Origin of the sequence: Paenibacillus sp. LHD-117 (assembly GCF_030929555.1) — a bacterium.
Classification (GTDB): Bacteria; Bacillota; Bacilli; order Paenibacillales; family Paenibacillaceae; genus Pristimantibacillus.
Genome location: NZ_JAVFVT010000005.1, coordinates 183,704 through 200,398, shown reverse-complemented (window position 1 = coordinate 200,398; position 16,695 = coordinate 183,704). Strand labels below are relative to the sequence as shown.

The 16,695-nt window shown below is 53.8% G+C and carries 13 protein-coding genes; 3 read left to right on the top strand and 10 right to left on the bottom strand.

Annotated features, from left to right (window positions below; all coding sequences use genetic code 11):
- Window positions 1-88: 88 nt before the first annotated feature.
- The 6 genes from RB620_RS05575 to RB620_RS05550 form a co-directional block, all read right to left on the bottom strand.
- Window positions 89-2,122 carry a DUF5107 domain-containing protein gene (locus tag RB620_RS05575; protein ID WP_308092598.1) on the bottom strand — a complete coding sequence of 678 codons (2,034 nt, stop codon included), beginning with the start codon at window positions 2,120-2,122 and terminating at the stop codon, window positions 89-91.
- Window positions 2,123-2,145: 23 nt separating this feature from the next.
- Window positions 2,146-3,792, bottom strand: a complete 1,647-nt coding sequence (locus RB620_RS05570; RefSeq protein ID WP_308092596.1) for a response regulator transcription factor — start codon at window positions 3,790-3,792, stop codon at window positions 2,146-2,148.
- A 47-nt stretch (window positions 3,793-3,839) separates the two neighbouring features.
- Window positions 3,840-4,655: a carbohydrate ABC transporter permease gene (locus RB620_RS05565; RefSeq protein ID WP_308092594.1), complete on the bottom strand. Its 816-nt coding sequence runs from the start codon at window positions 4,653-4,655 to the stop codon at window positions 3,840-3,842.
- Window positions 4,656-4,670: 15 nt separating this feature from the next.
- Window positions 4,671-5,582: a carbohydrate ABC transporter permease gene (locus RB620_RS05560; RefSeq protein WP_308092592.1), complete on the bottom strand. Its 912-nt coding sequence runs from the start codon at window positions 5,580-5,582 to the stop codon at window positions 4,671-4,673.
- A gap of 91 nt (window positions 5,583-5,673) precedes the next feature.
- A complete protein-coding gene (locus RB620_RS05555; protein ID WP_308092590.1) occupies window positions 5,674-7,062 on the bottom strand; it encodes an ABC transporter substrate-binding protein in 1,389 nt (462 codons plus the stop codon).
- 246 nt (window positions 7,063-7,308) lie between these two features.
- Window positions 7,309-8,685: a carbohydrate ABC transporter substrate-binding protein gene (locus RB620_RS05550; RefSeq protein ID WP_308092588.1), complete on the bottom strand. Its 1,377-nt coding sequence runs from the start codon at window positions 8,683-8,685 to the stop codon at window positions 7,309-7,311.
- 169 nt (window positions 8,686-8,854) lie between these two features.
- Between RB620_RS05550 and RB620_RS05545 the strand changes: the two genes are divergently transcribed.
- Window positions 8,855-10,675: a cache domain-containing sensor histidine kinase gene (locus tag RB620_RS05545; protein WP_308092586.1), complete on the top strand. Its 1,821-nt coding sequence runs from the start codon at window positions 8,855-8,857 to the stop codon at window positions 10,673-10,675.
- A gap of 603 nt (window positions 10,676-11,278) precedes the next feature.
- Here the strand turns inward: RB620_RS05545 and RB620_RS05540 are convergent.
- Both RB620_RS05540 and RB620_RS05535 read right to left on the bottom strand, forming a co-directional pair.
- Entirely contained in the window at window positions 11,279-11,806 is a 528-nt protein-coding gene (locus tag RB620_RS05540) for a hypothetical protein (RefSeq protein WP_308092584.1), read from the bottom strand.
- Between the two features lie 25 nt (window positions 11,807-11,831).
- Window positions 11,832-12,557, bottom strand: coding sequence for a hypothetical protein (locus RB620_RS05535; protein WP_308092582.1), 726 nt, complete (start codon window positions 12,555-12,557; stop codon window positions 11,832-11,834).
- Window positions 12,558-12,914: 357 nt separating this feature from the next.
- Here RB620_RS05535 and RB620_RS05530 point away from each other — a divergent pair, with 357 nt between their 5' ends.
- Window positions 12,915-13,379, top strand: a complete 465-nt coding sequence (locus RB620_RS05530; RefSeq protein ID WP_308092580.1) for an SRPBCC family protein — start codon at window positions 12,915-12,917, stop codon at window positions 13,377-13,379.
- 95 nt (window positions 13,380-13,474) lie between these two features.
- Here RB620_RS05530 and RB620_RS05525 read toward each other — a convergent pair whose 3' ends face one another.
- Both RB620_RS05525 and RB620_RS05520 read right to left on the bottom strand, forming a co-directional pair.
- The gene (locus tag RB620_RS05525) at window positions 13,475-14,482 is read right to left on the bottom strand and encodes an aldo/keto reductase (RefSeq protein WP_308092578.1); all 1,008 of its coding nucleotides are present in this window, start codon (window positions 14,480-14,482) and stop codon (window positions 13,475-13,477) included.
- Between the two features lie 50 nt (window positions 14,483-14,532).
- Window positions 14,533-15,117 carry a TetR/AcrR family transcriptional regulator gene (locus tag RB620_RS05520; RefSeq protein WP_308092576.1) on the bottom strand — a complete coding sequence of 195 codons (585 nt, stop codon included), beginning with the start codon at window positions 15,115-15,117 and terminating at the stop codon, window positions 14,533-14,535.
- A gap of 320 nt (window positions 15,118-15,437) precedes the next feature.
- On the opposite strand from RB620_RS05520, the gene RB620_RS05515 reads away from it, so the two are divergent.
- Window positions 15,438-16,634 (top strand): ParM/StbA family protein, encoded by a 1,197-nt coding sequence (locus tag RB620_RS05515; protein WP_308092575.1) that lies wholly within the window; start codon window positions 15,438-15,440, stop codon window positions 16,632-16,634.
- Window positions 16,635-16,695 lie beyond the last annotated feature (61 nt).

Here is a 16,695-nt window from a genome sequence, read left to right as displayed (position 1 = left end):
TTAGCCGTGCGCCATCCGCAAACAAGGGCTGTCCCGAAAGGTCGTTCGACCTTCCGGGACAGCCCTTCGTTCCGCTTGCGCGACGGTTTTATTCTCCGATGATCCGGAAGTCGATGTTGTTCGGCGGCGGGAACCGGAGCTTGGCTTCCTCGATGTGGGACTCCGCGAACGGCTCTCCTCGGTCTCTCGCCATCTTGCGCGCATGATACTTGTACCAGAGCTCGATGATGAGCAGCTCCCCTTCCCGAATGACGGCGAACTCCTGCAGGAAGAGGCGGTTGATGAACGCTTCGTTGTCCAGCTCCAGCGCAGCCGCCCCGACAATGATCCGAATGCGGTCGGCCGCCTTCTGTTTATCCGGCAGACGGTTATAGAAGGACCAGGCTTCTTCGTATCGCCCGTCCTCGATCAGCAGCCGGATATATTCCTCGGAGAGCGCTTGGTCGGGAAGTACGGGCGCGAGCGTTAGCGCTTCCCGCCAATAAAATAACGCGTCGCGACGTCTTCCGCTGCGGCGCATCGCTTCGGCGAGGTTGCGATAGGCCCAGACGGACGGCTTCAGCCGGAGGGAGGTTTCCCATACCGCAAGCGCCTCGTCTTCCCGCCCTCGTTCGTAGAGCATGACGCCAAGATGCAGATAGGCGTTCCAGCTTTCGTTCTCCTGCGTCTTCAGGCTGCCTTGGAGCAGCGCCAGCCATTCGTCCTGCACCATCCAGGCTTTCGGCTGTTCGCCGGCGCCGCGCTCCGGCATGCGCCCTTCCTCGAGCAGCGTCAGCCAGTCGGCTCCTTCACCCTCGGCATTCAGCGCGGAGAGCGGGAAGTCGAAGCCTTGCGGAAGGCTCCGCCCATTCAGCTTCTCCCTGCGCCTGCGCTCCAAAGCTCCCCAGACGGAGCCGTGGAACAGAGGCTGCCCGGTCGTCTTCGTTCCTTCCGCTCTCAGCGTCTCGTGCAGCCGCAGCAGCTCGTCTTCCGGCATCCGGCGCTCCACCTCGGATCGCGCGTAGGCGTTCGAGTCCCGCCAATCCGGACCAATGGCACGATCGGCGTCGACATCCGCCATCCCGATGATCTGAGTGAAATCCCATTCCGACCCCGCAGGCATATCCAGTCCATGCAGCTGCGTCGGCGCGAATCCGCCTTGGATCTCGATATAATTGCCTTCGCCGGGCCTGGACAAGAAGTCGCACCAGCGTCTGCCGCCGGCATGATGGCCCCAGCAGAACATTTTGCGATAACGAAGCAAGGCGGTCGAACGTTCGTAGAACAATCGCCCGTCCTCGTAGGCGACGGCTTCCCACGGGGCAGCGCAAGCCTCCGGCGTCTGGAAGAAGTATTCGTTCGAGAACGGGAAGTTCATCGGATAAGAAACATCCGTATCCGGTACGGTGGGCAGGTTCGGCAGCCGGCCGAGCCCGAAGCCCTTAATGGCATGGTCGATATAGACGACCTCGTCCGTCTCGGAGAATACTCTGGCTTGTGGCGTCTCCTGCACCGCGATATTCGTCCACCAATACATAGGGACTTCCTCGTCGTTATCGTTCACGATGCGTACGTAGATTTGGAGATGGTCCGATCCCGGGGGCAGATGGAAGTCCAACTGCCAGAATACGTTTTTGCACCGCTCGTATTCGTACAGGCGAAGAAATTCGTTGCCGTCCCGATCCGTCAGCTTCGCGGCATGCATGGGCGAGCAGGTGGTGAACGTATGGCCGACCTGGCCGATGTTCCACTCGATTCCGCCGGAGAACCAGGCGTTCAGAATGGCCAGGTTTCCGGGCCGGAACACCGGGTTCGTATACAAAATGTCTCGGTTCGACCGTTTGTCGATCAGCGAATACAGCCTGCCGCCGTATTGGGGGAGGAAGGTCGCCCGCAAACGATCGTTCTCCAGCACGATGGTCTCCACGGTCATGGGAACCAGATCTCTGGAATAACGGTCCTGCATGCGGTAAGGCAAATAACGTTCCCCGGTTTCATAGCCGAGCTTCTCCCGATGCCCCGCGGAGAACGTGCCGTTATCGGACACTTCCCGATGCGGGTTGCGGCTTCGGAACATGGGCAGCGGACTTGCGCCTTCCAGGGGAGCGCCGTCCAGTTGCAGGGTGGATGGAAATACAGCCATTGCCGTCAGCCTCCTTGTTGCGGCTAGGAATGATGCCCAGCCAATATTTTTTTGCGGTATTCGGACGGACTGACGCCGACTACCTTCTTGAATAGCCGGTTGAAGTAGAAGGGGTCCTCGATCCCGACGGAAACCGCGACTTCCTTCACGCGCGCGTCCCGCCCTTTCAACAGCTCGACCGCGTGATTAATCTTGAGCTCGTTCATGTATTGGAAGATGCTCTTGCCGGTATCCTGCTTGAAGATGCGGCAGAGATAGCTTTCGTTCAAATTGACGCTCGTGGCCAGCATGTCGAGCGATATTTTCTCTTCCATGCGATCGTGCAGAATGCCGATCACATGGAGCACTTCCTTCCTGAAGCTTTGCCGCTTCGTTTCCCGCAATTGCGAGGCGACGTGCAGGAGCGCGGATTCGGCGTCCGCTTGGAGATGGCGAACCGACTCCGCGTGCATGATCCGCTGCTTGATCGCGATGATCGATTGACCGCTCTCCGTGTCGCCGCCCGGCCTGTCGTTCTGTCTCTTCCACTTCGCGACGATATGCTCCAAGTCGGTGAGCAGAATCAGGAAGACGTTCTTCACGAGCTCCGGATCGCATCGCACCGCGACCATCTCGTCCATCATGATCCCCAACTGCGCGGATAGCGCCTCGTCGTTCTCTTCTTCGAAGGCGGCTTTCACGGCGGCGGACCAATCCGGAAACCGCGAGCTCGTCAGCTTCTCGTCGAATGCCGTAGCCGAGGCCAGCAGGACGGATCCCGCGCCGTGGTAGAACTTTGCCGCGGCCGCCCGCCGGCAATACCGGTATTGCTCGCGAAGCTGGCCCAGCCCGCCGAATCGGCCGCTGATCGTGACGCTCACGTCCAGGTTCAAGTACGTGCGGATCAGCTTGACGATATTCGATGCAAGCTGCGTGCTTGCCGCGTCGCCTTCAGTCCATGGGGTATCGTACAGAACGGCGGCATATTGGCCGTCGCCAAGATCGATAAGGTCGATGTCGTCGTTGCCGGATATGATTTCTTTGATAATGTTCATGACGGAGAAGTGAAGCAGCTTCTTGTTCTTGATCTTGCCGCCAGCAAGCGCTTGTTTGTATTGGTCGATGCAGACGAAGAACAGATGGCCTTCCAGACGTTCGAGCGCAATGGCGTTTTTCTCCGCGTCCCGCTGCGCGTCCGGCAGCTGCTCGTCCTCCTCCTCCAGAAGCTCCTTCCAGGCGGCGTTGCGTTTCTCAAGCTGGGTTTCGATTAATTCGTGCTGGATGCGCAGGCGATGTTCCTTGTCCTTGCGTTCCCTCGCCAGCTGCTCCGCCGTCTTCTCCAAGACTTGGAGAAGATCGTCCGGCTTCAACGTCACCTTCAGTAAATAATCGACGGCGCCGATTTTCATCGCTTCCCGGACCAGCTCATAATCGCCGTGGTTGCTCAGCACGATGACTTTGCCGGAATAGTCCCGTTCCTTAAGGGCGTGCAGCAGTTCCAAGCCGTTCATGTTCGGCATCTTCAGATCGGTAATGACGATATCGGCAGGGCAATCGTCAATGAGTTGAAGCGCCTGCAGGCCATCCGATGCCGTTCCGGCCAGTTCGAAGCCGTTTTGTTCCCACCCGATCATCGTTCTAAGGGCTAGTCTTATGGTTCTTTCGTCATCGACGATTATGACGCGAAGCATCGTCATCCCTCCTTCGTCCGTCATGAACATTTCAACAGGCAGGGCGGTTATCCCTTTACGGCGCCGATCGTAATGCCGGACACGATTTTGTTGGAAATGAAGATGTACAAAACAAACGTCGGGATGAACACGACCATCGCGGCGGCGAAAATGCCAGAATAGTTGCCGGAATTGGTGAAGCCTTGCACGATGGACTGCAGCGCGAGAGCGAGCGTATGCGTCTTCGGATCGTTCGCGAAGATGAGCGCGAAGATATAGTCGTTCCAGATCGAGATGAAATTGAAGATGGAAACCGTAATCAGTCCCGGCTGCGCGACCGGCAGCACGACTTTGACGAACGCTTTGATCGGACCGCAGCCGTCGATCGCGGCGGATTCCTCCAGCTCCTTCGGGATGGAGGCGAAGAAGCCCGATAACAGAAACACGCTGAACGGCACGTTCGTGCAAATGTAGATCAGCACCAAAGTCAGGATGGAGCCGGTCAGCTTCAGCTGGACGAACATCGTAAACAGCGGAATCGTAATCAGCAGCGCCGGTATGGACAAGGCGGACAGGAACATCGTCTCGACGAGCTTTTTGCCGAAGAACCGGACTCTGCCCAAAATATAAGCGGCCGGAGCGGCGACCACGAGCACGCCTAGGCAAGCGGAAACCGTATAGACGACGCTATTCAGGAAATAGCGGCCCATCTCCATATCCGTGAACAGGACGGTGTAGTTGGAGAAGTGGATGCCGCTCTCGAACAGCGTATTGGTGAAGATCCCCCGCGTCGTGCTAAGCGACGCCAAGACGGCGAAGCCGAACAAGACGATGGTGAACAGCAGCCATAGATAGAGCGGGACGTAGCGAATCTTATTGGCCATGGCGAATCCCTCCGGTTAATATTCGAGACGCTCTTTGCGCCGGAAAAACAAATTGATGACGGCCGAGAGGACAAGAATCGAAACCGTAATGATCACGCCCACGGTCGCGCCGGCGCCCACGTTGAACGAGTCCTCCTGATAGACGGTAGTCGACGAGCCGAACACTTTGATGTACATGTAATAGCCGGGCGTCATCGTCTCGGGGCTCTCCTGGCCGAAGGTCGCGGACCAGACGAAGAAGTTGATCGCCGTAATCGTCCAGAGCACGAGCGCCATGCGGAACACGTCTTGGAGCAGCGGCAGCGTAATGCTGAAAAACTTGGTCAGCGGTCCCGCGCCCTCCAGCAGGGCGGCTTCGTAATAATCGTGCGGGATCCGCTCCATGCCTGCGTTCAGCAGCAGCATGAAGTAGCCGATGGAACCGAAGCAATACGCAATCAGCATGGACAGGAACAAATGATCGTCGCTCGTCCACTGAAGGTCGGCGAGTCCGTTCAAGCCGAGAAACCGGAACGTTTTGGTCAGGAAACCATAGGTGGAGTTGAAGATGTAATGGAGCCAAACCACGGTCAAGACGACCGGCGAGACGATATTCGGCAAATAAACGAGCGAACGCCAGAAGCTTTTGCCGCGAACGCCGGAAGCGAGAATGGCGGCGAACAGGAACGCGAAGAACAGGACGACGATGCCGCCGAACAGCCATATTTTGAACACGTTCCATGACGATCCAATAAAGTAGGTGTTGTGGAGCAGCTGCCAGTAGTTTTCAAAGCCGATAAACTTCCACTCCGACATGCGGCTCGCAATGTTCGGAATTTCGAAGAAGCTCATCAGCAGCGCGCGAACGGTCGGATACAGGAAGATACATAAGTACAGCGCTACGGCGGGCAGCAGAAACAGGGATATCGTTGATTTTGAAATGCGCAATGAATTTCCCTCCCGGGTGCGTGAATGGCGCTATAACGGTGATGTGCAGCAATCCCGAAGGATTACTGCACATTCGTCTGGCGCGAGCCGATTAGCCGGCGCTATGGAATTTTTTCGCTTCCGCGCTCATCTTGGTCACGTATTCCTCGGCGCTCATCTTGCCCGCGACAAGCTCCATGAAGACCGGAACGATCGTGCTCTTGGAGAAATCGGCGTTATTGTTGATGCCGAAGCCCCACGGCGCGTTCACTTCCGCGCGGTCGATCGCCGCGCTTGCTTCCGCGAGCGCCGCCGGCCATTCCGTGTCGACGGTTGCCGGAATCGCTTGCGCCTGCTGAACCATGCCTTCTTGGGCCGTTTTGCCGATCAAATATTTGACCAGCTCGATAGCTGCATCCTTGTTGCCGCTATTCTTGTTAAGCATGAGCGCTTGCGCGCCGAAGGTCAGCTCCTTCTGGCCGCCATTGCCGTTGCCGCCCGGCACGGCCGGGAATTGGAACGAACCCCATGCGAAGTCCGGCCCCGCGGTAGCGGATACTTCGTTCGGCAGCCATGTGCCGTTCAGATAAGCTGCGGACTGGCCCAGGACCAAATCCTGCTGAGCGGCCGGATACTTGCTTCCCGCAATTTTTTTCGAGAAATAACCTTTCTCTCTCATCGCCACGATATCGTTCGCGAATTGAAGGATGATAGGATCCTTCCACATATCGCCGGTTTTGTCGTTCACGAGCTGATCGACCCATTCGTGGCCCATCGCGCTGCTCAGGTAGCCGCCGATGAACAAGTCGCGGTAAGCATCGTCGAACGTAATCGGATCGACGCCCGACTGTTTGATCAGCTCGTTCGCGTTCATGAACTCTTCCCAGGTTGCGGGAGGCGCCGTTACGCCGGCTTTCTCGAACACGGCCTTGTTGTAGAAGAACAGCACCGCGTACGGCTGCTGCGGCAGGGCGTAGTACCCTTCCTCAAGGCCGGCCGCCACGGACAGCGACTTGGTCCAATTCATCAGGCTGGGCAGAATGGAGTCCTGAACGGCTTTGCCTTCCATGCCGATTGCCGGCGAGCTTAAGTAATCGTCGAGCTTCAGCACATGGTCCTTCAAGCTGCCGATGGCATTGGACGGATCCCCCTCGAAGATGTCGATCTTCTCTCCGCCGTCAAGCGCGGGTTTGATCAGCTTGTTAATGTCGCGGCCGGTAAATTTCACGTTCACCTTCACTTTCGGATAAGTGGACTGGAATTCCTTGACCGCCGACTCGATAACTTTGGCCTGCGGCTCCGAATCGCTCCACATGGACCAGAACACGACATCTCCGGACAGCTCGGGGCCGGCATTTCCGGTTTCTTCCGACGGGGCCGGGCTCGGATCTTGGGAAGCGGGAGAGGAACTAGGGCTGGCAGGTTCGTTATTGTTGCCGGAGCATCCGAACAGGGCGAGTGATGCGGCCAGCGTTAGGGTTGCGATTTTTGCTTGTTTCATGGGCGACTCCTCCTTTTTTTTGTAAGTATACCGCCCAGGCTCCGGCTCGGTACATGTACGATCTTGAACAGTACCTGAACGATCTTGAACAGTTTTGCATTCGCGCGCCAAGGTGAAACGGCTGGCGCCGTCCTTTGGCGGCGTGGCGCGTTTCATTCCGAGAAATATAAGCTCAGTATAGAGAAAACTTATACTTTCTTATATTTAAAAAAAAGAACGCCAATCCAATCGATTGGCGTTTCGCGGTTATTCGACTTTGTCGAGCAGATCTCTGAGCTTGGCGAACGTTTTGTCCACGTGATCGATCCATTGGTCGACGGACATATCACCTTTCATGATGTTGTTGGTCGGATTGAATACCTCGTCGGTAATATTAAACGCCGTCGGCGGCGTCACCTTCCATTCGAACATGAACGGCTTCACGCCTCGCTCGAAAACAGTCGCCGCATCGTAGACCGATGCGGGCAGGACGTCCTTCGCCAGCTCGGCGCCGTTCTTGACGGCGATGACGCCCGTGGACTTCTCGGCGTTTAACCGAATGATGTCGTCCCGGTACTGATATTTGATGAATTCCATCGCCAATTCCTTGTTTTTGGCTTTCTTCGGAATAAACATCGCCTCGAAGCTGATCCGCGCGTATTGCTGATCGTCCGGTCCGAATGTCGGCGACGGAAGAAACCCGAATTCGAAGCCAGGCGCGCGCGGAATATCTTTCATCTCGCCTTCGAACCAGCTGCCGTTCGGTATGAAAAGCGCTTTGTTCTTTAGAAACTCCGTCTGCGCTTGCGTATGGTTCAGCGCGACCGTTCCGGGCATTAGCGCTTCCCGATCGGCCATTTTCTTCAATTGGTCGAGCACCTTCTTGACGGATTCCGACCCGAAGGAGCCCTTCTCGTAGTTCGTGATCGCGGTCAGATCATCCAGGCCGCCCGCCGAAGCGATGGCAGACCAAAGCATGGAGCCGACATAGCCGGGATAGATGCCGGGGTACGTAAACAGCGAGATGCCCTCGTGCGCCGCCGAATCGCCGAGCGCCCAGAATTCGTCCCAGGTCCGGGGAGGCTTCCATCCCTTTTGCTCGAAGAGCGTCTTATTGTACCAAAGCCCCTCCGTTGTCACGTAATTGGGGGCCATGTAGATTTTGCCGTCGCCGTAAGGTTTGGTATATTCCAGAATGCCGTCCATCATGATGTCTTTCAAAGGAACGTCCTTGCCGAGCGCTTTGGTGTCGAATAACCCCGTCAAATCCATAAAAGAGTTGCTGGCGATCATCGTGCGGACCGTGTTGGTGCTTTCCGTGAACGGCGCATAAAGGAAGTCGGGAGGATTGCCGGACACGTTCATCGGTTTGATGACGTCCATGATTTTGGGATTGGCGATCAAGGTCACGTTGACTCCCGGATAATCGGCCTCGAAGCGCTGGACGACGGCCTCCCAATACGACTTTCCGTAAGCGCCTTCAAAGACCGCGATATGTAATTCTTTGTTCGCGAAGCCGGTTGCGGCGTTCTTCATCGTCTCCGGCGAGGATTCGGGTGTCGTTCCCGCCAGTTCGCAGCCGGTCAGCCAAACGAGGGAAACCATCAGAAGGATTCCGAGCGCGGCGTTCTTCTTCAGCATCATGACGCATGACCTCCAGAGTCGGATTTCCCTTTTACTATAAGGGCAATCTTGCGAGAAACGCAATGATAGATTGCAAGAGGAGATGAGGCGGGCAACTTATGGCTTGCAAACTCGCAAGCATCTGTGCGACAGTTTTGATAGAGGAAGTTGACGAGGGAGAGGTTCGGACATGCGATGGTTTCCCGGATTGTACAGGCTGCTTCGGAATACGAAAATCAAGTCGAGATTAATCGTCGCCTTGCTGTTATTGACGACGGTGCCGATCGTGTTGTCCGGCATCTACTCTTACATGAAGGCGAGCGAAGCCATCGGGTCCAAGATCACCACGTATTCGGCGGAAATCATGAAGCAATTGCTCAAGAATGCGCAGCTCGAGAACAAAAAATATATCGGCCTCAGCGATTCCATCATGCTGAACGCGCGGGTCCAGCAATTCGCCAAGGATTATGCCTCGCTCGACGAATTCGCCAAAAGGGACATGAGCGTGTACATTAACACGCTGCTGAGCGACAAGCTCGAGCTGCTTCAAAACATTCGAAACGTGCGGATCATGGCCACGGATGCCACCGTCATTTACGACATGGGCTACAATTCGATCGGCGAATCGGCTTTCGCGCGGCTCAAGGAGCTGATCGACGAGGCGGACGGGAGCGATCAGTGGTCTTATTTGACGACCGAGCAAGGCGAACCTTGTCTGGTCATCGCCAGGAAAATCAATTCGCTGGACGACTGGAACAACCCGCTCGGGTACATCTTCGTCAGCATCAGCGAATCTCTGTATTCGCAGCAGCTATACGCGGATATCGATATGGGCGAGGGGACGGACGTGTTTATTCTCGACGGCGAAGGGACGGTCGTCTCCAGCCGGAATCCCGACATCGCAATGCACGAGCCCTATGCCGACGCGCAATTGATGCCGCTCATCCGGCAGCACGAAGCGGCCTCGGAGAGAGCCTTCATGGCCGAGAGCGAAGGCAGCCGACAGCTGATCGCGTACGGCTACGATATTTATTCGGACTGGTATTTGGTCAGCACGATTCCCGATCGGTACTTAAGCCATGAGACGAGGTATATACAGCGCAATATTTTGTGGCTGTGCGGCGTGCTTGTCATCGTGTCGTTATCTTTGGCCTTATTGATATCCAACTCGATCTACCGGCCGCTCACCGCGCTGGTCGAACAGACGTCGCGCATCATCCGGGGCAATCTGAATACGTCGATCGATGACCGAAGCAAGGACGAAATCGGCTATTTGTCGGACAAATTTAACGTCATGGTGGACAAAATCAACGCGCTTATCGAACAGACGAAGACGGAGCAGCGGCAGAAGCGGGAAATCGAGCTGCAGATGCTGCAAGCCCAGATCAATCCGCATTTCCTGTTCAATACGCTCAATTCGCTCAAGTGGACGGCGCAGCTCAGCCAGGCAGAGAGCGTCAGCGTCGGATTAAGCGCGCTCGCGGAGCTGCTGCGGGGCACGATCGTGGACAAAAAGGAATACGTGACGATCAAGGAAGAGCTGCGCTACATCGACAACTACGTCGAAATTCAGAAAATCCGGTACGGCTCGACGTTCGATGTTTCGATCGAGACGGAGGACGAAGCCGGGGGTTGTTTGGCTCCGAAGTTTATTTTGCAGCCGATCGTCGAGAACGCGATTATCCATGGCCAGGAGGGGATCTCGCATAATCTGCTCATTCGGATCCGCTGCAGGCTGGAAGGCGACACGCTCCAGATCACGATCGAGGATAACGGCAAGGGGATGGGCCAAGACACGGTCAACAAGCTTCTCCAGGGGAGGGGGAAATCCTCGTCGGACGGCCGGTTATCCAACATCGGCATTTCCAATGTGGACGAACGGATCCGGTACAGCTTCGGCAACGAATACGGCTTGAGGATCGAGAGCGAGCCGGCCGTCGGAACGACGGTGACGCTGACGATGCCGAAGGTTGTGGCGGAGGGGGCAGGGGATCCGCCGGGCTTGGCCTAACGAACCGAAGCTATGGGAGCCTGTTTGGCATAAAAACGCCAATGATCGGCCTGTTTTTACGAAATAGCGCATTCACCGTGAAACGTTGGCAATTCCTGCGTGTGCAGTGACATCTAGTCCTTTTCACGTCATGAATTTGGTCGCATTGCAGTTTCGCCTTAAATTGCGACAAGAAAATGTTGCATTTCTTTAAACAATGTGGATAATAAATGATTTAGTTCAACTACGAATGATCTGCCGTTGAGTCAATCAATGATAATCTTTACATTTCGAAAATCACCAATATGACTAAATCATTCTCCGTTTTGGTCTTAATGATTTCTTCGTTTTTCTTACAAAAGCCCTCATACTTACGCCGTGAGAGACCAGTTTCGACAGCTTATCGAATAACTTTATCGGGCTTAGGTCGAATGTCTAAAGAAAAGCACGATGTGTTGTTTACAAAATATAGAAATTTCGAAACTTAATGAGATTGAAGTGGCTAGAAATTGGAATTGGTATACCGCACAGTGCTTACGATACTTAACCTGAGCTAGATGCAAAAAACTCCGAATAATTACGAATCGGAGTTTTTTGCGAAATTGCTATGAATAAGGTTTCGCTTTATTTATAACTGAATGTGAAAAGAATCTCCCCAGATTTTGCATCTAAGACAACGTTTTTTTCTGTAAATATTACCTTCTCAGCTTTACCTCCCCTAATTTGACCACCTAAGGAAGGAACTTTGATACCTTTATAATTCACAATGTAAATTGGAGTTTTATTAAGATAACCATCCTTCCGTAGTTGATCATTTTTTGATAAAGCAGCCTCTGAAAACTCTCCCCAATTTTGATATGTCATCAAATGATATTCAGCAGAAACCTTTGATGCTTTAGGTGCAATAACATCACAATACGCAGACGCAAGTCTGATAGCTTCATCTTCAGAAATTCCTGCTTGGACTGCGGGGATGTCCAATGTCATTCCCTGCTTTTGCAACCATGTTCGATTCAATTCTGTCTTTACCTCAGACGTTTGCGGAGAGCTGTCCTCACTAAATTGGTCGGCAGATATTGTAGTTGAAATAACTACACCAACCAGTACAAGAATAACAAACAAACCAACCCACACCATTAGTTTATTTTTCATAGTTCAGCACCTCAACATTTTTTTTTTACTTCCATGATGTCCAAGTCGAACTAGAGGACCAAGTTGAATAGTCAAGTGAAGTTCCAGTTCCTTCATTAAAGAAGTAATTATTAGGAATATTTGGTTTTTTCCAAATCCATTTTGAAGTATCACTTGCACTTGCACTTGCACTCCCATCCCAGAATTGTACCGCAGAAAATTTTAGCTTACTACTGGAAGTACCATACCATTTTTGTGCATCATCATACGATTCATTATAATATTGCACCCTGTCCGGACCAATACTAGTATTAGTGCCCGCAAAAAAAGTGGGGCTGTTACTTCGATACGCTCTCCATGACCCGTTTTCTTTTTTCACAGTAAATGTAATGCTAGTTGATGTTGATGGCCCCGTCGTACCTATCACTTCTGAATATTGACTTAAAGGAGGTTGTGATGTGTCAATTACCCCGAAAAAATAGTGTGGATTTACACTTGTCACGGATGGTTCGCTTGCAAATCCCATTTGCGCAAGATTTCCACTGGATCCCACTACAGCCACCCATGCCGATGTCATTTGTCCACTTGATACGCTGACAAAAGAACTTGGTGTGGTAATGGTTGCTCTAGCCCCTTGAACATGTTGAACTGGACTCGTTGGGTATACTGTGCTCTCACCTCCAACAAACAATGAATTACCATAGGCGAAAGAAGTTGATGAGTTTGACAATAACAAAATAAACATTAGAGACATCATAATAACTTTTCTCATATTATTCCTCCAATAGGGATTGTTTTATACAACAAAAACAATATACACATTTAACAATTACCTCAATAGGTATAGTTAACCAAAAATAATTCGTCAGGAAACTTGCATTGACCGCAATTTAATTAAATGAACAGAATACAATATTAAAGAGGAGATTCCCTTAAAGTATAATTTGGACTCCCTTGCAGCCAAAGAACCACATTCTTGTTGTTGCACACTGTGGGAGGAAGGCGACAGCCGTGCACGTTTTGGGCTTGTCTGGAAATGTGCTACAATCGAGCTGAATAAAGGATTGATATGTTGCGTAAAATTGGCACAGCCTGCCGGGTTGTGTTCATATCCAAGGGAGGAACATCAATGGAGCCCACCTTAAGCCAAGCACCGATAGTAAAAGTTGAAATGCTCATTCGCAAGCCCGTAAACGAGGTGTTCACGGCGTTTGTAGATCCAGCGATCACGACGCAGTTCTGGTTCACCAAAGGCAGCGCGAAGCTGGAAGCGGGATCGCGCGTCCAGTGGGACTGGGAGATATACGGGGCTTCGGCGGATATCGATGTCCTTGAGATCGTAGAGAACAGCCGCATCGTCATCGATTGGGGCAGCCGAGTGGAGTGGACGTTCGCGCCGCGCGGCGACGACGCAACGTTCGTGACGATCGTGAACGACGGCTTCGAAGGCAGCGGCGACGAACTTGTGCATCAAGCGACCGATTCGACGGAAGGGTTCACGATCGTCCTGTGCGGGTTGAAAGCGTATCTGGAGCATGGCATTCGCCTGAATCTCATCGGGGACAAGGCGCCCGACGCGCATGTAGGCAGCTAGACGGATTACATAGCTCGTTCAAAATAATACGTCCCGGAATCCATCCGTTATCGCGGCTGGGTCCCGGGACGTTTGTCGTTTGTTTGCTATTCGTCTCAGACTCTCGCGCGCTCTGAGAGCTCGCTGAGCGAACGAAGCTCCGCCGCGGTCAACGCGAAGCGCATCGCTTGCACGTTCTCCGAAGCGTGATGAGGCTTCGAGGCGCCCGGAATGGCGAACACGGTGTCGCCGTTCCCGTGGATCAGCCAATTCAGCGCGATCTGGGTAGGGGATGCGTCGTACTTCGCCCCAAGCTGCTCTAGCGCTTCGATGAGGGGCAAGGTCTTCCGAAGGCCGGTAGCGCGGAAGCCGGACGTCCACTTGCGCGGTCCGGACATTGCCTTCACTAGCTCGGGATTGCGATGGTACTTGCCGCTAAGCAATCCTTGCTCCAGCGGCGAGTAAGCGATGATGGATACGCCGAGCTCCTTCGCGGCATCGAGAATGCCGTTGCGCTCGATCGAGCGGTCCAGCAGGTTGTACTTCACCTGGTTGGAAGCAAGGCGCAGCCCGTGTTCACGCAGGATGCGATCGGCTTCGCGCATGTTTTTCGCGGAGAAATTGCTGACGCCGACATGGCGGATTTTGCCCGCTTGGACGAGCTTCGCCATTTCCTTCATCTCGCTTGCGACCGAAGAGAAGGAGTAAGGCTGATGGACTTGGTGCAGGTGAATCGTGCGGTTGTCCAGCAGACGGAGCCTCTCGTCGATTGTGGCGGGGATGCTGCTTGCCGTGCGGAAGACCGGCCACCACTTGGTCGCGATATAGGCGCGCTCGGCTTCTTCGCTGCCGAGCTGCTTCAGCGTCCTCGCGAGCAGCAGCTCCGATTGGCCGCCCCCGTAAACTTCCGCCGTATCGAACCAATTGATGCCGCCTTGCAGGCTCGTTTCTACGATTCGGGTCATTGCCTCCGGCGCCAGGACCGGCCAGAACTTCCCGACCAACCCATTGCCGTTGCTGAATTGCCAGCAGCCAAGACCCAGCGGGGACAGCAGCAGGTCGGTATGGCCAAGTCTACGGCGAAGCACTTTGTCTTGCGCCGAGCTTGTTAATGTTTTCGTCATCATTTGATCTCCTCTCCCATGCTGTCATTCCACATTCCTACAAGTACCTCTTATTTCTCGGGAACGAGTCCCCGGAAAAACAACTCGAAGCTAATCGCCATCTGGTTGACCAGACGTTCTTCGCCAAACCCCTTGCACCAGTACAGTAAGGCTCCGTCATACGTCTGTACCGCCAATTCGGCAATAACTTTGGCCGGCAGGCTGCGGCTGATCTCTCCGCGCTCCTGCGCGTATGCGACGATATCGGTAAGCATGCGCATAAAATTTTCGGTATCCGCACGCTCCTGCTCTAACAGGGCAGGGGAATGGAGCTTCATCTGTATAACGGCGAGCATGAGCGTTCGCTCGTCCGGCAGCTGCCGGATCATATCCATCAGCGCTTCGCGCAGAAGCGGAAGGATAGGCCCTTCCGTGCCTTCGAGCTTAGCGAAGTGTTCCGTCGCAAGCGTATGCTGAATATCGCACAATACTTGTTCCTTGCCGGCAAAATAATTAAAAAACGTTCCTTTGGCAACGCCCGCGGCCTCCGCGATTTGATTCACCGACGTTCCGGCGTATCCGTGCGCGGCGAATAATGTCAAAGCGGCGTCGATAATCGCTTGACGGGTTGCGTTTTTTTTCTGTTCACGGTTCAAAGTGCTCAGCTCCGGTAAGTAATTTCATACAATAATTATGACCATTAGTATAATATTATTTCTGAAAGGTTACAACCCGCATGCCTTGTCTTATTTGATCTCCTTAGTTTATTGGTATATTTGAGTTATTATTAAGATGACCAGTGATATAAAATTATTCGACATTTTCAAATGAGAAAAGCTTAATGGCCTATGGGACTTCCGCTTGATGCCGGCTAACACTTCGTATGGCAAAGTATGACTAAGGGATACTGAATGCCCGGTCGCGCTGGAATGGATGCAATAACAGGCAATTACCTAATCCGAGGAGGAGTGTCAAGATGAACTATCATTTCTTCGTAGGCAACGATAACGGGAACAGTGAACATGATTTGATGATCGACGGTCGTTTAATTGGTCAGCCGAACGTGAATTGCAGGGTAGATGAGCTGCCATGGCGGGAGGAGCAGACGCCGGAGAGCTTCGTGAAGGGGCTGCAGGATCAGCTCGTCGTGACAATCGATTCGCCTGCTGCAAGACCCGGCATGTATTACGTCGGGAAGTTCGCGCTCGAGAGCGGAGAGATTGTGGATAATATACAGATCGGAATCGATCTGAAGAGCGATATGGAATTGCCGATCGTCAACACACTGGCCCAGATCGCGGCCGTAGCCGTTCAGAAGGCCTATGAGGAAGAGAAGGGAATCCCCGAGCTGATCCATGTCGAGGCCGATATGGCGACGGCGCTGCCGGTGACGCAGCATACGGACGACTCCGCCGCCAAGTTCGAGCGCAGGTTCACGAACGGCGTTCACCATGTTACCGTCCATCTGGGCATTCAGCGCGTGGCGGTGAAAATTACGTTTCCGTTCGTGAAGGTGGTGCCCGAGGCGACGCCGGTCATTTTCACGCTGCAGAAGGATGCGGAAGGGAACTGGCGGCAGGGCGAGCTGTTCGACCATTTCTCCGAATCGTACGGCATGGAGAACAAGTTTAACGGCAGTTATTTTAAGGACAAGCGCATTCTGCATGTCGACATCGGCGACGGTTCGACGGAATATCCCATTACGGAGGGGAACAAATTCCTGCGCCAATTCGTCCATGGCAGCCATCATGGAGCGGGATATGCCATCGAGGCGGCATTGCCGGAGTTCAACCGCCTGATTCATTTGCCCGATAGTCCTAGGCAATTTTTTAGTGACGTTATCAAAAACACGAAGCATAAATATCACGCGAGAGCGCTCGGTACGCTGCGGCGTCCGCTGGAGAGCCAAGTGAAACAGATCGTGCAGCAGGCGAAGCGGCAGCTCACGAAGGCGCGCAACGAAGTCGATCTGATCTGCGTCTACGGAGGCGGCAGCATCCTGATGAGGTCCATTCTGTATCCGTATCTGAAGGAACTGTGCGACGAGCGGGAAATTCAGTTGCTCTACGTGCCGGCCGACTATGCCGTCAAAATGAACGCAATGGGGCTGGATTCTTTTGTCCGGGGCAAAATTTACGAGGCGCTGCGGAGCAAGGCGGTCCAACCGGCATAGTTGCAAGTCGTATGGACCTCGCGCGCGCCTGCGCGGGGTCCGGCGACGCGGAATACACCTA

Coding starts and splice junctions, on each gene's coding strand:
- RB620_RS05570 (WP_308092596.1), bottom strand. CDS start 3,792: ATGCTTCGCGTCATAATCGTCGATGACGAAAGAACCATAAGACTAGCC.
- RB620_RS05565 (WP_308092594.1), bottom strand. CDS start 4,655: ATGGCCAATAAGATTCGCTACGTCCCGCTCTATCTATGGCTGCTGTTC.
- RB620_RS05545 (WP_308092586.1), top strand. CDS start 8,855: ATGCGATGGTTTCCCGGATTGTACAGGCTGCTTCGGAATACGAAAATC.
- RB620_RS05515 (WP_308092575.1), top strand. CDS start 15,438: ATGAACTATCATTTCTTCGTAGGCAACGATAACGGGAACAGTGAACAT.
- RB620_RS05535 (WP_308092582.1), bottom strand. CDS start 12,557: ATGAGAAAAGTTATTATGATGTCTCTAATGTTTATTTTGTTATTGTCA.
- RB620_RS05530 (WP_308092580.1), top strand. CDS start 12,915: ATGGAGCCCACCTTAAGCCAAGCACCGATAGTAAAAGTTGAAATGCTC.
- RB620_RS05550 (WP_308092588.1), bottom strand. CDS start 8,685: ATGATGCTGAAGAAGAACGCCGCGCTCGGAATCCTTCTGATGGTTTCC.
- RB620_RS05555 (WP_308092590.1), bottom strand. CDS start 7,062: ATGAAACAAGCAAAAATCGCAACCCTAACGCTGGCCGCATCACTCGCC.
- RB620_RS05575 (WP_308092598.1), bottom strand. CDS start 2,122: ATGGCTGTATTTCCATCCACCCTGCAACTGGACGGCGCTCCCCTGGAA.
- RB620_RS05540 (WP_308092584.1), bottom strand. CDS start 11,806: ATGAAAAATAAACTAATGGTGTGGGTTGGTTTGTTTGTTATTCTTGTA.
- RB620_RS05525 (WP_308092578.1), bottom strand. CDS start 14,482: ATGACGAAAACATTAACAAGCTCGGCGCAAGACAAAGTGCTTCGCCGT.